The organism is uncultured Lacinutrix sp. (genome assembly GCF_947500605.1).
GTDB lineage: Bacteria > Bacteroidota > Bacteroidia > Flavobacteriales > Flavobacteriaceae > Lacinutrix.
The window spans coordinates 15,078-34,006 of the sequence record NZ_CANMSJ010000013.1 but is presented as its reverse complement, the minus strand read 5'-3'; the positions used below and the strand labels follow the sequence as shown (position 1 = coordinate 34,006).

Here is an 18,929-nt window from a genome sequence, read left to right as displayed (position 1 = left end):
ATTACTTATAAAGCATCCTCCTCGAAATGAAAGATTGATTTTATGCGCAAATTAAAAAACAGCGAACTTGACAGACTAAGTGTTAACGACTTTAAAGAAGCGAACAAAACACCTATTATCATTATTTTAGATAATATTAGAAGTTTAAATAATATTGGTTCTGTTTTTAGAACAAGTGATGCTTTTTTAATTGAAAAAATCTACCTCTGTGGCATAACTGCAACACCACCGCATAAAGACATACACAAAACAGCACTAGGCAGTACAGATACCGTAGATTGGGAATATGCCGAAAAGACATCTTCTGTTATTGAAAAGCTAAAGACTGATAACGTGAAAATTTGCGCCATAGAACAAGCCGAAAATGCTACTATGTTAAACGACTTTAAAGTTGAAGCCAATACAACTTACGCATTAGTTTTTGGTAATGAAGTTAAAGGAGTTGCTCAAGATATAGTTTCTAGTAGCGATACTGTAATTGAGATTCCTCAATTTGGGACTAAACACTCTCTTAATATCTCTGTTAGTTGTGGTGTTGTGGTTTGGGATTTGTTTTCTAAATTAAAAACAACATAAATACAGGTGGCTAAAAAACAAAAAAAGCCTTGGGAGACTAAACGTGTGATGGATCAGATTTATGACATGAAACTTTGGGGAGGAAAAGAACATGATTTTTTTTCTGGAACAGGTTCTCACGATTCAAAAATTACAGACCCATACATAGAGGCTTTAAAAGCTTTTTTTAAAACTAAAGAACCTTTGATTGTTTGCGACTTAGGTTGTGGTGATTTTAATATTGGAAAACACCTTGTAACATCGGCTAAAAAATACATCGCCATAGATATAGTTGAAAAACTAATTGATAGAAATAAAAAAACATTTCAAGAAAGCAACTTGGAATTTGATTGTTTAGACATTTCTAAAGACAACCTTCCTCCTGCAGATTGCCTTATAATTAGACAGGTACTACAACACTTATCCAACGCCGAAATACTCAAGATTACAAAAAAAATAGAGGCGTACAAATATGTAATACTAACAGAGCATCTACCTATGGAGAACTTTATACCAAACAAAGACATTATCTCTGGCCAAGGCATAAGGTTAAAACAAAATAGCGGTGTTAATTTATTAGAAACTCCTTTTAATCTAAAAGTTAAAAGCGAGATTAAGTTAGATGATTACATTACAGATAACAACAAAGGACATATTGTAACAACGGTATATCAACTTTTTTAATTATAAAAATAACCTATAAAAATCGTTAAAATCTACTTACAAATAGCGTCTAAAACATATAAATAATCCTCACGATTTTTTACAAAATCGCGATCAGAAATATCTATAATTTTAACATTGAGCTCTGTTTGATTTTTTAGAAAATCTAAATAACCAGAATTAATTTTATCAAGATACTCGCTATCTATATTCTGCTCGTACTTTCTACCGCGTTTTTTTATATTAGCCTTAAGTCTTTCTGTGTTTTGATAGAGATAAACATAAAGTTCTGGTTTTGCAATATCTTTATACATTAGATAAAACAACTTTCTGTACAACTTAAACTCGTCTTGATTTAATGTTATTTTAGAAAAAATTAATGACTTAAAAATATCGTAGTCACTTACTATAAAATCTTTAAACAAATCTAACTGCGATAAGTCATCATTTATTTGCTGGTAGCGATCAGCAAGAAAAGACATTTCTAGAGTAAAAGCGTAACGCTGGGCATCTTTATAAAACTTAGGCAAAAAAGGATTATCTGCAAAACGTTCTAAAATTAATTTTGCATTGTAATCTTGAGCTATTTTTGTAACCAAACTTGTTTTTCCTGCACCAATGTTTCCCTCAATAGCAATGTAATTGTACTTCGAAAAATCGTATTGTTTACTTGGGTTTTTTAACCAAATATTAATTGGTTCTAAAACACTTTCGTCTTTACATTCTGTTAGTAAAACAGAAATTTCTTTTTCTAAAACTGGATGCTTAACCTTAGAAGCTATGTTATATAAAGGCTCTAAAACAAACCTACGGTTGTGCAACTCTGGATGTGGTACTTTAAGAGACTTTGTATCGATTATTACTTCGTCTATAAATAATATATCTAAATCTATAACTCTAGACTCGTAGCCTTCCTTTTTGGTTCTAACTCTACCTAAATCCGTTTCTATTAGTAATAATTCCTTAAGAATTTTACTAGGTTTTAAATAACTATCAACCAACAAACAAGCATTAAAAAAATCGTCACCATCAAAACCTAAAGCAGGTGTTTTAAAAATTTTTGAGATGATTTTTACTGTTCCTACTTTTAAATGGATAGCATCCACAGCTGCTTGCAAATTCTTAAATTTGTCGCCCTTATTACTTCCTATAGATATGTAAACTTTCTGTGAATCCATTTTTAATCGAGAAGGCAAAATAACTAAAAGTAAATGGTTTCCTTTATATTTACTTAAACTATTTATTAACGAATTTAGTTTAAGTTTCCACAATACTAAGCAAACGGCTCTGTGTGAAAAATTTAAAAGTATTATGACATTAAAAAACAAACTTAAAGCCCAACGTACCTACCTATTCCTAGGCGCTTTGTTTATTACCTCTTTAGTGGTTTCTAATTTAATTTTTCAGAAGTTTTTTTATTGGTATCCTTTAGATATTAAAATATTAGGTTTTAGTCTTTTCGAAATCTCTGTTGGCATTCTACCTTATCCTATCACTTTTCTAATTACCGATTTAATAAGTGAAATCTACGGAAAGAAACGTGCAAACGATGTGGTTATCGCTGGTATCTTTGCTTCATTTTTTTCATTATTAATAGTTTTTGCAGCAGATGCAGTTCCTGCACTTAACAACTCTCCTATTAATAACGAAACATTTCACAAAGTATTTGGAGCATCTTCAATTGCCGTTTTTGCAAGTATGACAGCTTATTTATTTGCGCAGTTTATAGACATTCAAATTTATCATTTCTGGAAACGCTTAACAAAAGGTAAACATTTGTGGCTTCGAAATAATTTCTCCACCTGGTTTTCGCAATTTATAGACACTTTTTCTGTATTGTTTTTACTGTGCTCTTTTGGCATTATTGACTGGAACAACTTTAAAGGTTTACTAATAAGTGGCTTTCTATTTAAAGTTTTAGTCGCTTTTATAGATACTCCTTTTTTATATTTGGGCGTTTTTATTTTTAGAAAAACCTTTAATTTAAAAATTAATGAAGAAATAGACCTTCTATAATTAATGCTAAACTTTTATTAAAATCTTTGATAACAAATCTAAATCATTAGATTATACGTAAATACTATACTTAACAAAACTAAATCTATCCCAAAACCCGGGAACAAACATGAAGAAAATATTAAAAATTACAGGTATCTCACTATTAGTTATAGTTATACTTTTATTAGTTGCTCCTTTTATCTTTCAAAATCAGATAAAAGATATGGTTCGTAATTTTGTTAATAACAGCGTAAATGCAAATGTTGAATTTGCAGATGTTAGCCTAAGTTTTATAAGCAGTTTTCCGCAAGCCAATGTTACTGTGGATAATCTTAAAATCACCAATTTAGAACCTTTTAAAGACGAAACACTAGGTAGTGTAAAATCGCTTTCTTTTGACATGTCTGTAAAAGAACTTTTTAAAAAGGCAGACGAAGGACCAATTGTTATTAATTCAATTTATGTAAATGAAGCACTTGTTAATCTAAAAGTAAACAAATTTGGAGATGCCAATTACGACATTGCAAAAGAAACAGAAAACACAAATACTAGCACAGACAAAAGTGAAGGTTTTTCTTTAAGCATTGAGGATTATGTGATTACTAAAAGCGCACTAACTTATTTAGATGAAGGATCGAATACGATATTACATGTAACAGAATTAGACCATTCTGGAAGCGGAATATTTTCAGAAAGTGTTTCAGAATTAAACACTAAAAGTGAAGCTAACGTTACTTTAAGTCTTGATAGCACCGAATACCTTAGTAATAACCGTATTAAATTAGATGCTTTAATAGATCTTGATTTAGAAAACAGTAAATACACTTTTAAAGAAAACAAAGGTTTAATAAACGACCTTCCTTTAGAGTTTTCAGGATACGTGCAATTAATAGAAGGCGGACAAGATATTGATATTACTTTTGAGAATCCTGGGTCAAGTTTTAAAGACTTCTTAGCGGTTATTCCTAAAACATACTCTCAGAATATTAGTGATGTTGAAACTAGCGGAAACTTCAAGGTTAACGGTAAGATTAAAGGTTTGGTAACAGAAAAAACAATACCAACTTTAGACATTAATATAGCCTCTAATAATGCATCGTTTAAATATCCAGATTTACCAAAACGTGTAGAAAACATTAGCATTAATGCTGCAATAAAAAATACAACTGGAAATGTAGATGATACTTTTGTAGATCTAAAAACATTAAATTTTAAAATTGATGAAGACGAATTTAAATCTTCAGCAGTTATAAAAAACCTTACTAAAAACATGCTTGTAAGTGCTAATATTGATGGCGTTTTAAATTTAGCAAACATCACTAAAGCGTACCCAATAACTTTAGAAAACGAATTAAGCGGTATTATTAAAGCAAAACTAAATACTAGTTTCGATATGAATGCCATTGAAACCAATGCCTACGACCGCATTAAAAACAATGGAAATATTAGTGTTAACGATTTCGTGTTTTCTTCTGCAGATATTGTTAACCCATTAAATATTACTGAAGCTAATGTTAGTTTTAAGCCAAGCACTATAACTTTAGAAAACTTTAAAGCCTCTACTGGAAAAACAGATTTAAACGCAACAGGAACCATAAACAACTTATTAGGCTTTTTATTAAGTGACAAAAAACTAAAAGGTGATTTTAATGTCGCATCTAATAATTTTTTAATTAGTGATTTCATGGTTGAAGGCGGAAGCGATAGACCCGTAAACCAAAGCGCAGAGCCTAACGACGCCCTTAAAATTCCAGCATTTTTAGATTGCACCATTACTGCAGATGCTAAAACTGTAGTTTACGATAACTTAACACTTACAAACGTAAAAGGAAAACTATTAATTAAAGACGAAACGGCTAATTTACAAAACGTAACATCTGATTTATTAGGCGGAAACCTTAACATGACAGGCTTAGTTGATACTAAAACTAAAACGCCAACTTTTAAGATGGATTTAGGTATGAGCAATTTTGATATATCACAATCTTTTAGAGATTTAGATATGCTTCAAAATTTAGCTCCAATTGCAAAAGTATTACAAGGAAAACTAAATAGTGCTATTACACTAAGCGGAACTTTAGGAGATGACTTTACTCCTCTAATGAGTTCTATTTCTGGTGGCGCTTTAGCAGAATTACTAACTACCAAAGTAGAACCAAAAAATGCTGCACTATTTGATGCATTAACCAGTAAATTAAGTTTTATAGATTTCGACAAGCTAGACTTAAAAGACTTAAAAACAGCTTTAAAATTTGAAAACGGCCGTGTAAGTATCTCACCTTTTAATTTAAACTACAAAGATATTGGCATTACAGTAGGTGGAAACCATGGTTTCGACAAATCTATGGATTACAATGTTGTTTTTAATGTACCTGCTAAGTACTTAGGAAGTGAAGTAAATAGACTTGTTGGAAAAATAAACGATAGCGAGGTTAACAAAATTAGCATCCCAATAACTGCTAATTTAACAGGATCGTTTACTAGCCCAAAAGTACAAACCGATTTAACTAGTGGAGTTAAAAATTTAACGACGCAGCTAATAGAAATTGAAAAACAAAAGCTACTTAATAACGGAAAAGATAAAATTAAAGATTTATTAGGCCTTAACAGTAGCAATCAAACAGCAAGCGATAGTACTCAAACACAAAATAGTTCTCCTGTTATAAATGTGATTAAAGATATTTTCCCTAATGGAAACAACTCAAGCACACCAACAGATTCAACAAAAAATCCAACAAATGTAGTAAAGGATGTTTTAGGTGGATTGTTCGGGAAAAAGAACAAGAAAAAGGACACAATTAATTAAGAATAAATAATAATCAAAATAAATTGCAAAAACTTTATAAGTCTATTGTTTAAATTAAAAGATAAACTTATATTTGCAACCTGAAATTTAAGAATACACATAATATAAAGATATGTTAAGAATAGAAATTAAAGACGGAGAAAATATAGAAAGAGCTTTAAAACGTTACAAAAGAAAGCACCGTAACATTAAAGTAATGCAGAACTTAAGAGAAGGACAACACTTCACTAAGCCTTCTGTAACACGTCGTCGTCAAATTCAAAAAGCATCTTATATCCAAGGATTAAGAGACGCAGAAAACGTATAGTAAATACTTTTTCTTTTATAATATATAAACCTTGCATTCTATGAATGCGAGGTTTTTTTGATTGAAAATATTCAAAGTGCATTGTTAATAACATCCACAATCATCACTTTTTTATAAATCCAGGAAAACCAATTCTCACTAAGAATGAACTCTTTCCTAAAGCCTCAAAAACTGATTTTGTATTGGTTTTATATAAATTGTGATAATCTTTTTTAAAAGAATCATAGGTAATACCTATGTCTCTAAGGTGTTTTCCTGCTAAGCTATTTTTATCGGCCAACATAGCAAAGACAACATGCTCTGGTTTAATTTCTTGTTCATAATAAATCCAAGCATAAAAGCTTGAATACTTTATAGCCCTTTCAAATTCTTTTAACAAAAAATATTTATCAAGTTTTCCTACTGCTTCATCTTTAATAAGTGCTTTTTTTATTGGTTTTAAATTCCAATTATTAGTTCTTATTATTTCACTTGTAATACTATTTGAACACTCTAATGCTAAAAGAAAATGATATGAAAAAATAAACCTACTTTGATATTGAATAGCCAAACTTCTACTCTTTTTTACAATGCTATTAAACTCATCATTAAAGACCATTATTAAAACCTTTAAACAATTTCAATACTCACTACCTTCCCTTCATTTCCTCGAATATTACAAACGGTATCATCTTCAAAAATAAGATACTGCCCTTTTATTCCTTTTAACACACCTTCATAACTACCTACTTTTTCAATATTCAAACTTTTGGGTTTCACAGGATATGATAGCACAGGAAAATCCATTTGCGTTTCATCGTTATTTTCTATGTAATATTCTTGAGCTTCAGCAGGAATGTATTGTTTTAACTTATTTTTCCACTCTACTAAACTTTCATCTACCACATCGTTTTTAAGCATGGTTCTCCAGTTGGTTTTATCTGCTACATAATCTTTTAAAGCAACCTCTGTAATACCTGCAAGATAACGATTAGGCACCTCTACAATGGCTATAGCTTCGTGTGCACCTTGATCTATCCAACGTGTTGGAACTTGTGTTTTTCTTGTAACACCAACCTTTACATTACTTGAATTTGCTAAATAAACAATATGCGGTTTTAGCTGTACCTTCTTTTCGTATTCTAAATCACGATCTTCTTGATCTAAATGTGCAGTACTTAACTCTGGTCGCATAATCCAATCTCCAGCTTGAGGCATATCGAAAAAGCAACTTTTACAAAAGCCTTGTCTAAAAATAGGCTTATCTAAACTACAGTTTAAACATTGGTGTTTAACAAATTGAAATTTCAAGGTTTTATTTAGTAATTGATTCATATTAATGAAATCGTTTTCGAAAACTAAATAATATTGAATTGGGCTAGAAAACTCTGTTGCCATTTTTGTTAGCACGCCTTGGTAAGTCATAAAAAAAAGTGTTATTTTTAGTCTCTAAATATACTATAAATATATGCCAATTCCTTTAGTAAATTCTATCGCTTCATGGTTTTTAAAGAAACGGTTTCACCAAATTGATTTGTTCTTAAAATATCCAAATGAAGTACAAGAAGAACTGCTATTTAACTTAATTGAAACAGCTAAAGACACAGAGATTGGTAAGCAGTACGACTATGCTTCTATTAAAACCTATGCCGAGTTTGCTAGTAGAGTTCCAGTAAAAAACTACGAAGGCTATCAAGATCTATTTGAACGCTCTCGATTAGGAGAACACAATATTTTTTGGCCTTCACCTATAAAATGGTTCGCTAAATCTAGCGGCACTACTAGCGCAAAAAGTAAGTTTATACCTGTAAGTCAGGATTCTTTAGAAAACTGCCATTATGCTGCAAGTAAAGATTTACTGTGCATGTATTTAAATAATAACGAAGACTCCCAACTCTTTACAGGAAAAAGCTTAAGACTAGGTGGTAGTAAAGAATTATATAAAGAAAACGGCACAGCCTTTGGCGATTTAAGTGCTATTTTAATAGACAACATGCCTTTTTGGGCAGAGTTTAGTAGCACACCTAGCAACAAAGTTTCTTTAATGAGTGATTGGGAAACTAAAATGGCTGCCATAGTAAATGAAACTATAAATGAAAACGTTACTAGTTTAGCCGGCGTACCATCCTGGATGCTTGTTTTACTTAATAATGTATTAGATAAAACTGAAAAAGATTCTTTGTTTGACATTTGGCCAAACTTGGAAGTTTACTTTCATGGAGGTGTTAGTTTTAATCCATACGTACAACAATATAAAAACATTTTACCAAAGAAGGATTTTAAGTATTATGAAATTTATAATGCTTCTGAAGGCTTTTTTGCTATTCAAGATTTAAACCATTCTAGCGAATTACTACTAATGCTAGATTACGGTATTTTTTATGAGTTTATTCCTATGGATACTCATGGCACACCAGAAGAGCATGTTATTCCGTTAAGCGAAGTAGAGAAAGGCAAAAATTACGCAGTAATAATTACTACAAATGCCGGATTATGGCGTTATAAAATAGGTGACACTATTCGTTTTACATCTATTACACCCTATAGAATAAAGGTTTCTGGAAGAACAAAACATCACATTAATGTTTTTGGAGAAGAGCTTATTATTGAAAATGCAGAAGATGCCTTAAAAAAAGCCTGCAAGAAAACAAAAAGTGAAATTGTAGATTATACTGCTGCACCAATATTTATGAAAGGCAAAGAAAAAGGTGCTCACCAGTGGCTTATAGAGTTTAAAACACCACCTAAAGACATTGACTATTTTAATGAATTGTTTGACAATGCTCTAAAATCTCTAAATTCAGATTATGAAGCTAAACGTTACAATAACATGACCTTAAACAAACCAAACATTACTGTAGCAAGAACAAAATTATTTTACGATTGGCTAAAAGACAACAATAAACTTGGTGGACAACATAAAGTACCTCGATTATCTAACACTAGAGACTATATAGACGAACTACTAAAGCAAAACTGTTAAAATAAATTATTTAATATTATGATATTCAAATAATTATCATTAAATTCACAATGCTATTAATCAATTCTATCCTAGTTGAATCTATGTTAATTAGTTAATTCAGATTCAAGAAAACCACTCCTAACTTTTTTACGAGTGGTTTTTTATTTATCTAAAGCATATATACTGTTCTTTGGAAATCCTGGATCTTTTCTTTCCGACTGATGTACAAATCCACAGGCTACTAACAATTTCTTAGAGCTTTCATTTTCTATATGGGTATAAGCTTCAATTCTATCTAAATTAAGATCTTTAAAACCAAGATCAATAACCGCTTTTAAAGCTTCAGACATGTAACCTTTTCTAAAATACTCTGGCAATAGATCGTAACCAACCTCAGCTGTTTTTCTATCTTTAGAGAAATTCCACAAACAGATACCTCCTATTTTTTTATTTAAAGTCTTATCTATTAAAGTCCAACTAATCGATTTATCCTCCTTTAAATAACTTATTAGTTTTTTGATATGATTTATCGCTTCCTCTTCCTTTGTGTACAAAGGTTGCATAATATATTTTCTAACAATTGGGTTAGACCTTGATTGAAAAACAAGTGCAACATCATCCATGCTTGTAGTAACAAACACAAGCCTCTCTGTATCGGGATTCTTTAAGTTTATTAATTTCATTTTATGGGTAATAAAAAAGCCTACCTTATAATAAGGTAGGCTTCAATTTATAGTATGCTATTTAATTTAAGAAACCGCCTTTAGCTTCTTAATAGTATTCTTAGATATTTTTTGTTCGGCATAAACCTTAGTAACATTAATTTTCTTAGTGTCACTTCCAGGTAATTCGAACATTGCATCTGTTAAGATCTCTTCGCATAAAGAACGTAATCCTCTGGCTCCTAATTTGTATTCTATAGCTTTACCAACTATAAAATCTAAAGCACCATCTGTAATACTAAACTCAATCTCATCCATAGAGAATAGTTTTTTGTATTGCTTAATAATAGCATTTTTAGGCTCTGTTAAAATAGCTCTTAGTGTTGCAGCATCTAAAGGATCCATGTATGTTAATACAGGTAATCGTCCTATAATTTCTGGTATTAACCCAAAGTCTTTTAAATCTTTAGGAATAATGTATTGCAGTAAATTATCATTATCTACAACATCGTCACTAATTGAAGCACTGTAACCAACAGCTTGCATGTTTAATCTTTTAGAGATTACACGATTTATACCATCGAAAGCTCCACCAGCAATGAATAAGATGTTTTCTGTGTTTACTTCAATAAATTTTTGATCTGGATGCTTACGTCCTCCTTTAGGCGGTACATTTACAACTGTACCTTCTAATAACTTAAGCAACGCTTGTTGTACACCTTCTCCAGAAACATCTCTAGTTATTGAAGGATTATCACTTTTACGAGCAATTTTATCGATTTCATCTATAAAAACAATACCTTTTTCTGCTTTCTCTAAACTATAATCTGCCGCTTGTAACAAACGTGTTAGTATACTTTCTACATCTTCACCTACATAACCAGCCTCTGTTAATACTGTTGCATCTACAATAGCTAAAGGCACGTTAAGCATTTTAGCAATTGTTTTTGCCATTAATGTTTTACCTGTTCCAGTTTCTCCAACCATAATGATATTCGATTTTTGAATTTCGATATCATCATTTGTTGGTGGTTGTAACAAACGTTTATAATGGTTATAAACAGCTACAGACATCACTTTTTTAGTAGTCTCTTGACCTATAATATACTCGTCTAAGAACGTTTTTATTTGCTGCGGCTTACGCAACATAAGTTCTGCAGACAAGTCTGAGCTATCACTCTCTTTAGATTCTTCAATAACAATACCGTGCGCTTGCTCTATACAGCGATCACAAATATGTGCATCTAAACCTGCGATTAATAAACTTGTTTCTGGCTTTTTCCTACCACAAAACGAACATTCTAATTCTTCCTTTGCCATTTTTTTTAAGTTGAAAGTTGAAAGCTAAAAGTTAAAAGTTTTCACTTTTATCGTTCTAACTTAACTTAATTCTTATCCACTATTTAATTACGAGCTAAAATCTCGTCAATCATTCCGTACTCTTTAGCTTTATCAGATTTCATCCAATAATCACGATCACTATCTTCGTACACTTTGTCGTAATCTTGACCAGAATGTTTACTTATAATTTTATAAAGTTCTTCTTTTAAAATTAAAATTTCGCGAGCTGTAATTTCTATATCACTAGCTTGACCTTGCGCTCCACCTAAAGGTTGGTGAATCATTACACGAGAATGTGTTAAACCACTACGCTTCCCTTTTGCTCCTGCACACAATAAAACGGCTCCCATAGAAGCTGCCATTCCTGTACAAATAGTTGCCACATCTGGCTTAATAAACTGCATAGTATCGTAAATACCTAATCCAGCATATACACTTCCTCCAGGAGAGTTAATATACATTTGAATGTCTTTATTTGCGTCTACACTTTCTAAAAATAAAAGTTGTGCTTGAATAATATTTGCAATATTATCGTTAATCCCTGTTCCTAAGAAAAGGATACGATCCATCATTAATCTTGAAAATACATCTAATTGAGATATATTTAATTGGCGCTCTTCTATAATATAAGGCGTCATGTTTTGAGGCATCATACTACTCACAATTTTATCGTAATATGTGCTGCTAATTCCTTGATCTTTTATGGCAAATTTCTCGAATTCTTTTCCGTAATCCATATTTGTTTTTTGAATTTGATATTTTAATTAAGTTCTCAAATTTCTTCAAGAAGTTATAAATGTATAGTTAAATCAGCAGTTAACAAACTTTTTAAGTCGAATTTAACGCTAAGAAAATAGGCGTTGAATCTATAATAATTCAACGCCTAAATATAATGATTATTCTTTAAAAAATAAGCTTGACTTATTTATCGCCATAAACTTCCTTAACAAACTTATCGTAAGTTAATTCTTTTGTTTTTACGTTAGCTTTTTCTTTGTAAAGATTTAATAGTTTTTGGCTTACAACTTGCTCGCTTAAACGCTTAACTTCTTCTTGGTTAGATAATACTCTTGCAGCAATATCGTCAAGTTCTTTATCACTAGGATTCATTTGACCAAACTGTGCCATTTGCACTTTAATCATTGACTTAGCACTTTCCTTTACATCTTCGAAATCTACTTTAATGTCGTTAGCTTGCATTAACTTAGCTTCGATAAGTTGGTAACGTAAGCTTTTTTCAGACTTCTGGTATTCTTCTTTAGCAGTAGCTGCATCCATAGGCTTTTCACCTGCAGATTGCATCCATTTAGTTAAAAACTCTGCTGGTAAATCGAATTTAGTATTTGCTACTAAATCTTCAGTAACGTCGTTTAAGAATTTCTGATCTGATTGTTGTATGAATTGCTTTTCAGCATCTTCTTTAATCTTCTCTTTTAATTCTGAAACAGATTTTACACCATCTTTACCAAATAATTTATCAAATAACTCTTGGTCTAAATCTGCTGGCTCACGTTTATTTACTTCAGTGATTTCAAAAGCAACTTCAATATCTAAATCATGCGCTTTATCATGCTCTAATTTTAAAGCATGCATTAATTCGTGATCATCTTCGTAAAGTCCTTTTGTTTTTAATGTAATAACATCTCCTACTTTAGCTCCTACAAACTTCTTTTCTGTTGATTTACCTTTAAATTTATCTAAAGTTAAAGTTACAGTGTTTTCTATTTCTTCAGCTTCGTTTTTATAAACTCCAGTAATTTCACTGTCTTTAGCAACTTCTTCTAAAGGAGCTAATGTTCCATATTGTTTTTGGATGTTTTCTACTTGACCATCGATTAATTTATCGTCTGCAACAATATTATAATGTGTAATATCTTTTTTCCCTTCTAAATCAACTTCAAATTCTGGCGCAAGACCTAATTCAAAATCAAAAGAAAAACTATCAGAATCCCAATTAATCTCATCTTGAGCTTTTGGTAATGGCTGACCTAAAACATCTAACTTTTCTTCAGCTAAATATTTATTTAATCCTTCTTGAATTAATTTATTAACCTCATCAACTAATACAGCTTTACCGTATTGTTTTTTCACCATTCCCATTGGTACTTGACCTTTTCTAAATCCAGGAATGTTTGCTGTTTTTCTGTAATCTACTAAGATTTTTTCAACTTTAGCTGTGTAATCCTCTTTCTCGATTACCACTGTTACTACAGCATTTAATGCATCTTTATTTTCTCTTGTAATATTCATTTTGAATAATCTATTTTATAAACTAGTTTAAACTTCTGAAATTGGTTAAACATCATCTTTTAAAAACAACTCTACACCTTTTACACTTACACAGCGATGCTATACAACTTAAAAAGAAAGTTTAATTGATTTTAAAATTACTCGTTTTCACCTTTACTAAAAGCTTAAACAAGTTTAATGTAACCAAAAATGGAGTGCAAAAGTACTGATTTTTTACACTCCATCAAAGTTTTTAATATGTTGAATTTCAGACGAAATATAATCGTAAAGAATGCTATATAACTTACATTAAGACCCGAAACTCATTGCCCAAGAATACACTATAACTGATTGCTGTCTATTTTTTTTTCTTATCGGTTTTCATAAACGATTGAAGCAACGATTGCAATATTGATAATAACACACTAAATAAAATTGCCCACCAGAAATTAACTACGGCAAAACCATCAATTAATTTATCGGCCAAGAGAATAATTAGCGCATTTATTACAATTAGAAACAATCCTAATGTAATTATAGTTATTGGTAAAGTTAATATTACCAACAATGGTTTAACTAATAGATTTAAAATAGATAACACAACTGCAACAATTATTGCAGAAACATAACCATCTACTTGCACACCACTTAATACGTTAGCTAACACAAATACAGCGATAGCATTTAAAAGAAGTCTTATTATTAAGTTCATAATTTTTGTTTTTAAATGTTTCTTAATTTACAAAATTAATTACTGCATTATAAAAATCTTTAGGATTTTCTGCATGCAACCAATGCCCAGCATTTGCAATGGTTTCTATTTTAGCATTTGGAAAATGTGCTTTTATTATCGCTTCGTCTTGCGCTGCTATGTATTCACTTTTATCTCCTTTTAAAAACAAGGTATCACCTTCAAATTTAGAATGCATTGGTAATGCTTCGCCTACTTCACTAACGTTTTCGGTTAAAACATCTAAATTTATTCTTAAACCTAGAATTCCTTTCTCTACCCAATATAGATTTTTTAAAAGAAATAGTCTTGTTCCATGATCGCTAACATAATTAGACAATTGCTCTTCTGCCGCTCCTCTAGTTTTTAAAGTATTAAAGTCTAAACTTGCTAAACCTTCTAGGATAGCATCGTGATGAATAGGATAAAAACGTGGCGAAATATCTGCGATTAACAATTTGGTAACATAATCGGGAAATTGCGATGCAAATAACATTGCCGTTTTTCCACCCATAGAATGACCAAGCAAAACAATATCTTTTAAATTATGCGTGTCGCAATACTCTTTTAAATCTTGAGATAAAAGATCGTAATTAAAGTTATCGCTATGAAAACTCCTTCCATGATTACGTTGATCTATTAGATGAACCTGAAACCCTGCTTTTGCAAATTCCTTTCCTAATGTTTTCCAGTTATCGCTCATGCCTAAAAAGCCATGAAGGATAATAAATGGTTTGCCTTCTCCTATTATGTTTGAGTGTAATTGCATTATTTTAATTTATTCAAATACATATTAACTACATTTTCTATACCTAAGTATAAGCTTTCAGAAATTAAAGCATGACCAATAGAAACCTCTAATAATTCTGGAATGTTTTGTTTAAAAAACTGAATATTATCCAAAGACAAATCATGACCAGCATTTACTCCTAATCCTATTTTATTTGCAATCTCTGCGCATTCTGCATAAGGTTTTATTGCTTCTTTATTTCCTAAATGGTATTGATCTGCAAAACCTTCTGTATATAACTCTATTCTATCGGCTCCTGTTTCTTTAGCGCCTTCAATTTGCTTTGTATCTGGATCTACAAAAATAGATGTACGAATGTTATTCCTTTTAAATTCAGCAATAACTTCAACTAAAAAATCTTTATGCTTAATAGTATCCCAACCCGCATTACTTGTTAATGCATCAATACTATCTGGAACTAATGTTACCTGCGTTGGCTTAATTTCAAGAACCATATCTACAAACTTAGTGATAGGATTTCCTTCTATATTATACTCTGTGTGTACAATTGGTTTTAAATCGTAAGCATCTTGGTAACGAATATGTCTCTCGTCTGGTCTTGGATGTATGGTTACACCTTCTGCTCCAAAACGCTGAACATCTTTTGCAAACTGCACAACATTGGGCGTATCTCCACCTCTAGAGTTTCTTAATGTTGCTATTTTATTTATGTTTACGCTTAATTTTGTCATTTTAAATATGAATTAATTAGTACAAAAATACAAAGTAGATACACGAGATTGTTCTTATTTTTAATTAATTTGCATAAAATTGAAAGACACACTATGAATCTTCTAGATTACATAATAAACGATATTAAACCATTAGCAAACACGGATAAAGTTAAAGAGATTCAGCTGCTTTTTAACCAGTTAACGTATTCACATATTCCTATTGTAAATGCCGATGGTGTTTACTTAGGTTGTATTTCTGAAAACGATGCTCATTGTTTTGATAGCGAAAAACCTATTGAAGACTATCGTTATTCGGGCGAAGGTTTTTTTGTAAGAGAAGACACTAACTGGCTGGATGTACTTGAGGCATTTGCACAAAACTCGTCTAATATTATGCCTGTTTTAAGTAATAACAATGTGTATTTAGGTTATTATGAACTAAATGACATTATTACTCTTTTTAACCAAACACCTTTCTTTTCTGAAGCTGGAGCAGTATTAATTATAGAAAAAGGAGTTGCAGATTATTCTTTTAGTGAAGTTAGCCAGATTGTAGAATCTAACAACGGTAAGCTATTAGGCTCTTTTATATCTAAATTCGAAAATGATATCGCACAGATTACTTTAAAAATTGGCAACGCTAATTTAAATGAAATCATGCAAACGTTTAGACGCTACAGTTATAATATAGTTTCTGGACATGAAGACGACAGCTATTTAATAGGACTTAAAGAACGTTCAGACTACTTAAACAGATACCTAAATATATAATTATGAAGGTTGCCATATATAGCCAGTATCCCAAAAAGCAGTCTAAAGACTCTTTAAAAACACTAACAAAAGAACTTTTAAATTTAAATGCCTCTCTATTTTTAGAACACGAGTTCTACAACGATATTAAAGACGAACTTTCTAAACCTTCCGTTTTTAAAACTTTTAAAGCTTTAGACAAAAGCTTCGATTTACTTGTAAGTATTGGTGGAGATGGTACTATTTTAAGAGCTATTACTTTTGTAAAAAATTTAAATATTCCAATAATTGGTATAAACACAGGAAGACTTGGTTTTTTAGCAACCATTCAACCAGAAGACATAAAAGAAGCTATTCAAGATATTTATAATAAAAAATACTCTTTAAGCAAACGCACCTTACTATCTATTGAAACTTCTCCTGAAAATAGTGACATAAAAGACTTAAACTTTGCTTTAAATGAAATTGCTGTAAGTAGAAAAAACACAACTTCTATGATTACAGTTGAAACTAAATTAAACGGAGAGTTTTTAACTTCGTACTGGAGCGATGGATTAATAATTGCTACACCTACAGGATCTACAGGTTACTCTTTAAGTTGTGCAGGACCAGTAATTACTCCAGACACCACCAGTTTTGTACTAACACCAATAGCGCCTCATAATTTAAGTGCAAGACCTCTAGTTATTGAAGACTCCTTTACAATAGAGCTAAAAGTAAGTGGTAGAGAAGATAATTATCTTGTTTCCTTAGATTCTAGAATTGCAACCTTATCTAACGACACTATAATTACCATAAAAAAAGCACCTTTTACTATTAATATGATTGAGTTAAACTCTGAAAGTTTTCTAGCAACTTTGCGAAAAAAACTACTTTGGGGAGAAGATAAGAGAAATTAATCTTCTCTTTTTTACTATTATAGCATACAAATCATTCCTTTTTACAATAAATTTAAGTAAATACTGTTTTAAACAGTAACTATTTAGCTGAAATTACAATAGGCTAATCTTATTTATTATATTTGCAAACTTTGAAGATTTATGAGGTATTTAACGCTTTTAACAATAGCATTCTTTAGCATACAAATAAGTAGCGCTCAAATTAACGAATTTGGTATATTCGTTGGTGGCAGTAACTTTATTGGAGATGTTGGTGCAACAAACTATATAGCACCTAAGCAATTAGCTTTCGGAGCATTATATAAGTGGAATAGAAGCAAAAGGCATTCTTACAGGTTTTCTTTAATATTCACAGACTTAGAAGGTATTGACAGCAAATCTGACGATCCAAGCAGACAAATAAGAGACTTCGAGTTTAATGCTAGTATTTTAGAGCTTTCAGCAGGAATGGAATTTACCTTTTTTGATTTCGATTTACATAATGGAGGATCTGCTTCAACGCCCTACTTATATTCAGGAATCAGTATCGCTAAGCACGATAATTTCTTTTTCAACTCAGACGGAACAACCGTAGACGAAGACACTACAAGCTATGCTTTTGGTATTCCTATGGTTTTAGGATATAAAGTAGCGGTTTCTTCAGATTTTATTTTAGCTTTCGAAATTGGAGCGCGTTACACCTTTTCTGATGAATTAGACGGAAGCGTTCCAGACGCAAAAGAAGCTATAGAAAGTAGAAGCTTTGGAAATTTAAATAATAATGACTGGTACACCTTTACAGGTATTACACTAACTTACACATTTGGTAGAAACCCATGTTTTTGCCCAGGAGGATAATTTGGATACAAGCAAAATAAATACAAGTAAACTACCTAAACATGTTGCCATAATTATGGATGGCAATGGTCGTTGGGCTAAACAAAAAGGATTTCTTCGCGCCATTGGTCACGAAAATGGCACTAAATCAGTTCGAGAAACTGTTGAGGCTAGTGCTCAATTAGGTATAAAAAACCTAACCTTATATGCTTTCTCTACAGAAAACTGGAATAGACCTAAACTAGAAGTTGATACTTTAATGAAGCTTTTAGTCTCTGCTTTAAAGAAAGAAATTAAAACACTTCAAGAAAACAACATAAAACTTAATGCTATTGGTAATCTTAATAGTTTACCCAAAAAAGTATTCAAAGAACTTAGCGAAGTAATAGAAAACACAAAGAACAATAACCACATGACATTAACCTTAGCTTTAAGCTATGGCTCTCGTGATGAATTGTTAAATGCGGTTAAGGAAATAAGCAATAAAGTTAAAAATAATATAATTTCTTCAGAAAATATTGACGAATCGATTATTAATGAGCATCTTTACACGCAAAATTTACCAGATGTAGACCTACTTATTAGAACAAGTGGAGAACAACGCATTAGTAATTTTTTACTTTGGCAGATAGCTTATGCAGAGCTATATTTTACAAAAGTATTATGGCCAGATTTCACACAGCAACACCTTTGTGATGCTGTTATAGAATATCAAAATAGAGAAAGACGCTTTGGAAAAACAAGTGAACAAATTAGTTAAAATCA

General features: G+C 31.1%; 20 protein-coding genes. 10 read left to right on the top strand and 10 right to left on the bottom strand.

Features of this window, described 5'->3' with window-relative positions:
- Positions 1-42: 42 nt before the first annotated feature.
- Both Q0935_RS14995 and Q0935_RS14990 read left to right on the top strand, forming a co-directional pair.
- Positions 43-576 (top strand): RNA methyltransferase, encoded by a 534-nt coding sequence (locus tag Q0935_RS14995; protein WP_299387988.1) that lies wholly within the window; start codon positions 43-45, stop codon positions 574-576.
- A gap of 6 nt (positions 577-582) precedes the next feature.
- Complete coding sequence (locus Q0935_RS14990; RefSeq protein ID WP_299387984.1) at positions 583-1,239, top strand: class I SAM-dependent methyltransferase; 657 nt, start codon at positions 583-585, stop codon at positions 1,237-1,239.
- A gap of 32 nt (positions 1,240-1,271) precedes the next feature.
- On the opposite strand, the gene folK is transcribed toward Q0935_RS14990, so the two are convergent.
- Positions 1,272-2,396, bottom strand: coding sequence for a 2-amino-4-hydroxy-6-hydroxymethyldihydropteridine diphosphokinase (folK, locus tag Q0935_RS14985; RefSeq protein WP_299387981.1), 1,125 nt, complete (start codon positions 2,394-2,396; stop codon positions 1,272-1,274).
- A 133-nt stretch (positions 2,397-2,529) separates the two neighbouring features.
- On the opposite strand from folK, the gene Q0935_RS14980 reads away from it, so the two are divergent.
- The 3 genes from Q0935_RS14980 to rpsU all read left to right on the top strand — a co-directional run bounded on the left by Q0935_RS14980 (position 2,530) and on the right by rpsU (position 6,329).
- Complete coding sequence (locus Q0935_RS14980; protein WP_299387978.1) at positions 2,530-3,234, top strand: queuosine precursor transporter; 705 nt, start codon at positions 2,530-2,532, stop codon at positions 3,232-3,234.
- Between the two features lie 109 nt (positions 3,235-3,343).
- Positions 3,344-6,022, top strand: coding sequence for an AsmA-like C-terminal region-containing protein (locus tag Q0935_RS14975; RefSeq protein WP_299387974.1), 2,679 nt, complete (start codon positions 3,344-3,346; stop codon positions 6,020-6,022).
- Between the two features lie 112 nt (positions 6,023-6,134).
- Positions 6,135-6,329 (top strand): 30S ribosomal protein S21, encoded by a 195-nt coding sequence (gene rpsU / locus Q0935_RS14970; protein ID WP_055435594.1) that lies wholly within the window; start codon positions 6,135-6,137, stop codon positions 6,327-6,329.
- Positions 6,330-6,432: 103 nt separating this feature from the next.
- On the opposite strand, the gene Q0935_RS14965 is transcribed toward rpsU, so the two are convergent.
- The gene (locus Q0935_RS14965) at positions 6,433-6,927 is read right to left on the bottom strand and encodes a Clp protease N-terminal domain-containing protein (protein WP_299387970.1); all 495 of its coding nucleotides are present in this window, start codon (positions 6,925-6,927) and stop codon (positions 6,433-6,435) included.
- 11 nt (positions 6,928-6,938) lie between these two features.
- Positions 6,939-7,733, bottom strand: a complete 795-nt coding sequence (locus Q0935_RS14960; protein WP_299387966.1) for a DUF2797 domain-containing protein — start codon at positions 7,731-7,733, stop codon at positions 6,939-6,941.
- A gap of 43 nt (positions 7,734-7,776) precedes the next feature.
- Between Q0935_RS14960 and Q0935_RS14955 the strand changes: the two genes are divergently transcribed.
- The gene (locus Q0935_RS14955; protein ID WP_299387963.1) at positions 7,777-9,291 is read left to right on the top strand and encodes a GH3 auxin-responsive promoter family protein; all 1,515 of its coding nucleotides are present in this window, start codon (positions 7,777-7,779) and stop codon (positions 9,289-9,291) included.
- A gap of 143 nt (positions 9,292-9,434) precedes the next feature.
- Here the strand turns inward: Q0935_RS14955 and Q0935_RS14950 are convergent, their stop codons facing one another.
- The 7 genes from Q0935_RS14950 to Q0935_RS14920 form a co-directional block, all read right to left on the bottom strand.
- The gene (locus tag Q0935_RS14950; protein ID WP_299387960.1) at positions 9,435-9,956 is read right to left on the bottom strand and encodes a GNAT family N-acetyltransferase; all 522 of its coding nucleotides are present in this window, start codon (positions 9,954-9,956) and stop codon (positions 9,435-9,437) included.
- Positions 9,957-10,022: 66 nt separating this feature from the next.
- The gene (gene clpX, locus Q0935_RS14945; RefSeq protein WP_299254893.1) at positions 10,023-11,255 is read right to left on the bottom strand and encodes an ATP-dependent Clp protease ATP-binding subunit ClpX; all 1,233 of its coding nucleotides are present in this window, start codon (positions 11,253-11,255) and stop codon (positions 10,023-10,025) included.
- An 83-nt stretch (positions 11,256-11,338) separates the two neighbouring features.
- Positions 11,339-12,013 carry an ATP-dependent Clp endopeptidase proteolytic subunit ClpP gene (gene clpP / locus Q0935_RS14940; protein WP_299254896.1) on the bottom strand — a complete coding sequence of 225 codons (675 nt, stop codon included), beginning with the start codon at positions 12,011-12,013 and terminating at the stop codon, positions 11,339-11,341.
- A 184-nt stretch (positions 12,014-12,197) separates the two neighbouring features.
- Positions 12,198-13,526 carry a trigger factor gene (gene tig, locus Q0935_RS14935; protein WP_299387955.1) on the bottom strand — a complete coding sequence of 443 codons (1,329 nt, stop codon included), beginning with the start codon at positions 13,524-13,526 and terminating at the stop codon, positions 12,198-12,200.
- A 337-nt stretch (positions 13,527-13,863) separates the two neighbouring features.
- Positions 13,864-14,217: a phage holin family protein gene (locus Q0935_RS14930; RefSeq protein WP_299387951.1), complete on the bottom strand. Its 354-nt coding sequence runs from the start codon at positions 14,215-14,217 to the stop codon at positions 13,864-13,866.
- Positions 14,218-14,239: 22 nt separating this feature from the next.
- The gene (locus Q0935_RS14925; RefSeq protein WP_299387947.1) at positions 14,240-15,004 is read right to left on the bottom strand and encodes an alpha/beta fold hydrolase; all 765 of its coding nucleotides are present in this window, start codon (positions 15,002-15,004) and stop codon (positions 14,240-14,242) included.
- Positions 15,004-15,717 carry a pyridoxine 5'-phosphate synthase gene (locus Q0935_RS14920; RefSeq protein WP_299387944.1) on the bottom strand — a complete coding sequence of 238 codons (714 nt, stop codon included), beginning with the start codon at positions 15,715-15,717 and terminating at the stop codon, positions 15,004-15,006. Before Q0935_RS14920 ends, Q0935_RS14925 begins: the two co-directional genes overlap by 1 nt.
- A gap of 93 nt (positions 15,718-15,810) precedes the next feature.
- On the opposite strand from Q0935_RS14920, the gene Q0935_RS14915 reads away from it, so the two are divergent.
- From Q0935_RS14915 to Q0935_RS14900, 4 genes are all read left to right on the top strand, one after another.
- The gene (locus Q0935_RS14915; protein WP_299254908.1) at positions 15,811-16,470 is read left to right on the top strand and encodes an acetoin utilization protein acuB; all 660 of its coding nucleotides are present in this window, start codon (positions 15,811-15,813) and stop codon (positions 16,468-16,470) included.
- A gap of 2 nt (positions 16,471-16,472) precedes the next feature.
- Positions 16,473-17,348 (top strand): NAD kinase, encoded by an 876-nt coding sequence (locus tag Q0935_RS14910; protein ID WP_299254911.1) that lies wholly within the window; start codon positions 16,473-16,475, stop codon positions 17,346-17,348.
- Between the two features lie 141 nt (positions 17,349-17,489).
- Positions 17,490-18,185, top strand: coding sequence for a DUF6089 family protein (locus Q0935_RS14905; protein ID WP_299387940.1), 696 nt, complete (start codon positions 17,490-17,492; stop codon positions 18,183-18,185).
- A 1-nt stretch (position 18,186) separates the two neighbouring features.
- Complete coding sequence (locus tag Q0935_RS14900; RefSeq protein WP_299387937.1) at positions 18,187-18,924, top strand: isoprenyl transferase; 738 nt, start codon at positions 18,187-18,189, stop codon at positions 18,922-18,924.
- Positions 18,925-18,929 lie beyond the last annotated feature (5 nt).

What these genes read in the sequence shown, in the direction of transcription:
- Q0935_RS14950 (WP_299387960.1), bottom strand. Translation starts at nt 9,956, where the DNA reads ATGAAATTAATAAACTTAAAGAATCCCGATACAGAGAGGCTTGTGTTT.
- Q0935_RS14955 (WP_299387963.1), top strand. Translation starts at nt 7,777, where the DNA reads ATGCCAATTCCTTTAGTAAATTCTATCGCTTCATGGTTTTTAAAGAAA.
- rpsU (WP_055435594.1), top strand. Translation starts at nt 6,135, where the DNA reads ATGTTAAGAATAGAAATTAAAGACGGAGAAAATATAGAAAGAGCTTTA.
- Q0935_RS14965 (WP_299387970.1), bottom strand. Translation starts at nt 6,927, where the DNA reads ATGGTCTTTAATGATGAGTTTAATAGCATTGTAAAAAAGAGTAGAAGT.
- Q0935_RS14905 (WP_299387940.1), top strand. Translation starts at nt 17,490, where the DNA reads ATGAGGTATTTAACGCTTTTAACAATAGCATTCTTTAGCATACAAATA.
- Q0935_RS14995 (WP_299387988.1), top strand. Translation starts at nt 43, where the DNA reads ATGCGCAAATTAAAAAACAGCGAACTTGACAGACTAAGTGTTAACGAC.
- Q0935_RS14980 (WP_299387978.1), top strand. Translation starts at nt 2,530, where the DNA reads ATGACATTAAAAAACAAACTTAAAGCCCAACGTACCTACCTATTCCTA.
- Q0935_RS14910 (WP_299254911.1), top strand. Translation starts at nt 16,473, where the DNA reads ATGAAGGTTGCCATATATAGCCAGTATCCCAAAAAGCAGTCTAAAGAC.
- Q0935_RS14920 (WP_299387944.1), bottom strand. Translation starts at nt 15,717, where the DNA reads ATGACAAAATTAAGCGTAAACATAAATAAAATAGCAACATTAAGAAAC.
- Q0935_RS14930 (WP_299387951.1), bottom strand. Translation starts at nt 14,217, where the DNA reads ATGAACTTAATAATAAGACTTCTTTTAAATGCTATCGCTGTATTTGTG.
- clpP (WP_299254896.1), bottom strand. Translation starts at nt 12,013, where the DNA reads ATGGATTACGGAAAAGAATTCGAGAAATTTGCCATAAAAGATCAAGGA.
- Q0935_RS14960 (WP_299387966.1), bottom strand. Translation starts at nt 7,733, where the DNA reads ATGACTTACCAAGGCGTGCTAACAAAAATGGCAACAGAGTTTTCTAGC.
- folK (WP_299387981.1), bottom strand. Translation starts at nt 2,396, where the DNA reads ATGGATTCACAGAAAGTTTACATATCTATAGGAAGTAATAAGGGCGAC.
- clpX (WP_299254893.1), bottom strand. Translation starts at nt 11,255, where the DNA reads ATGGCAAAGGAAGAATTAGAATGTTCGTTTTGTGGTAGGAAAAAGCCA.
- tig (WP_299387955.1), bottom strand. Translation starts at nt 13,526, where the DNA reads ATGAATATTACAAGAGAAAATAAAGATGCATTAAATGCTGTAGTAACA.
- Q0935_RS14925 (WP_299387947.1), bottom strand. Translation starts at nt 15,004, where the DNA reads ATGCAATTACACTCAAACATAATAGGAGAAGGCAAACCATTTATTATC.
- Q0935_RS14975 (WP_299387974.1), top strand. Translation starts at nt 3,344, where the DNA reads ATGAAGAAAATATTAAAAATTACAGGTATCTCACTATTAGTTATAGTT.
- Q0935_RS14915 (WP_299254908.1), top strand. Translation starts at nt 15,811, where the DNA reads ATGAATCTTCTAGATTACATAATAAACGATATTAAACCATTAGCAAAC.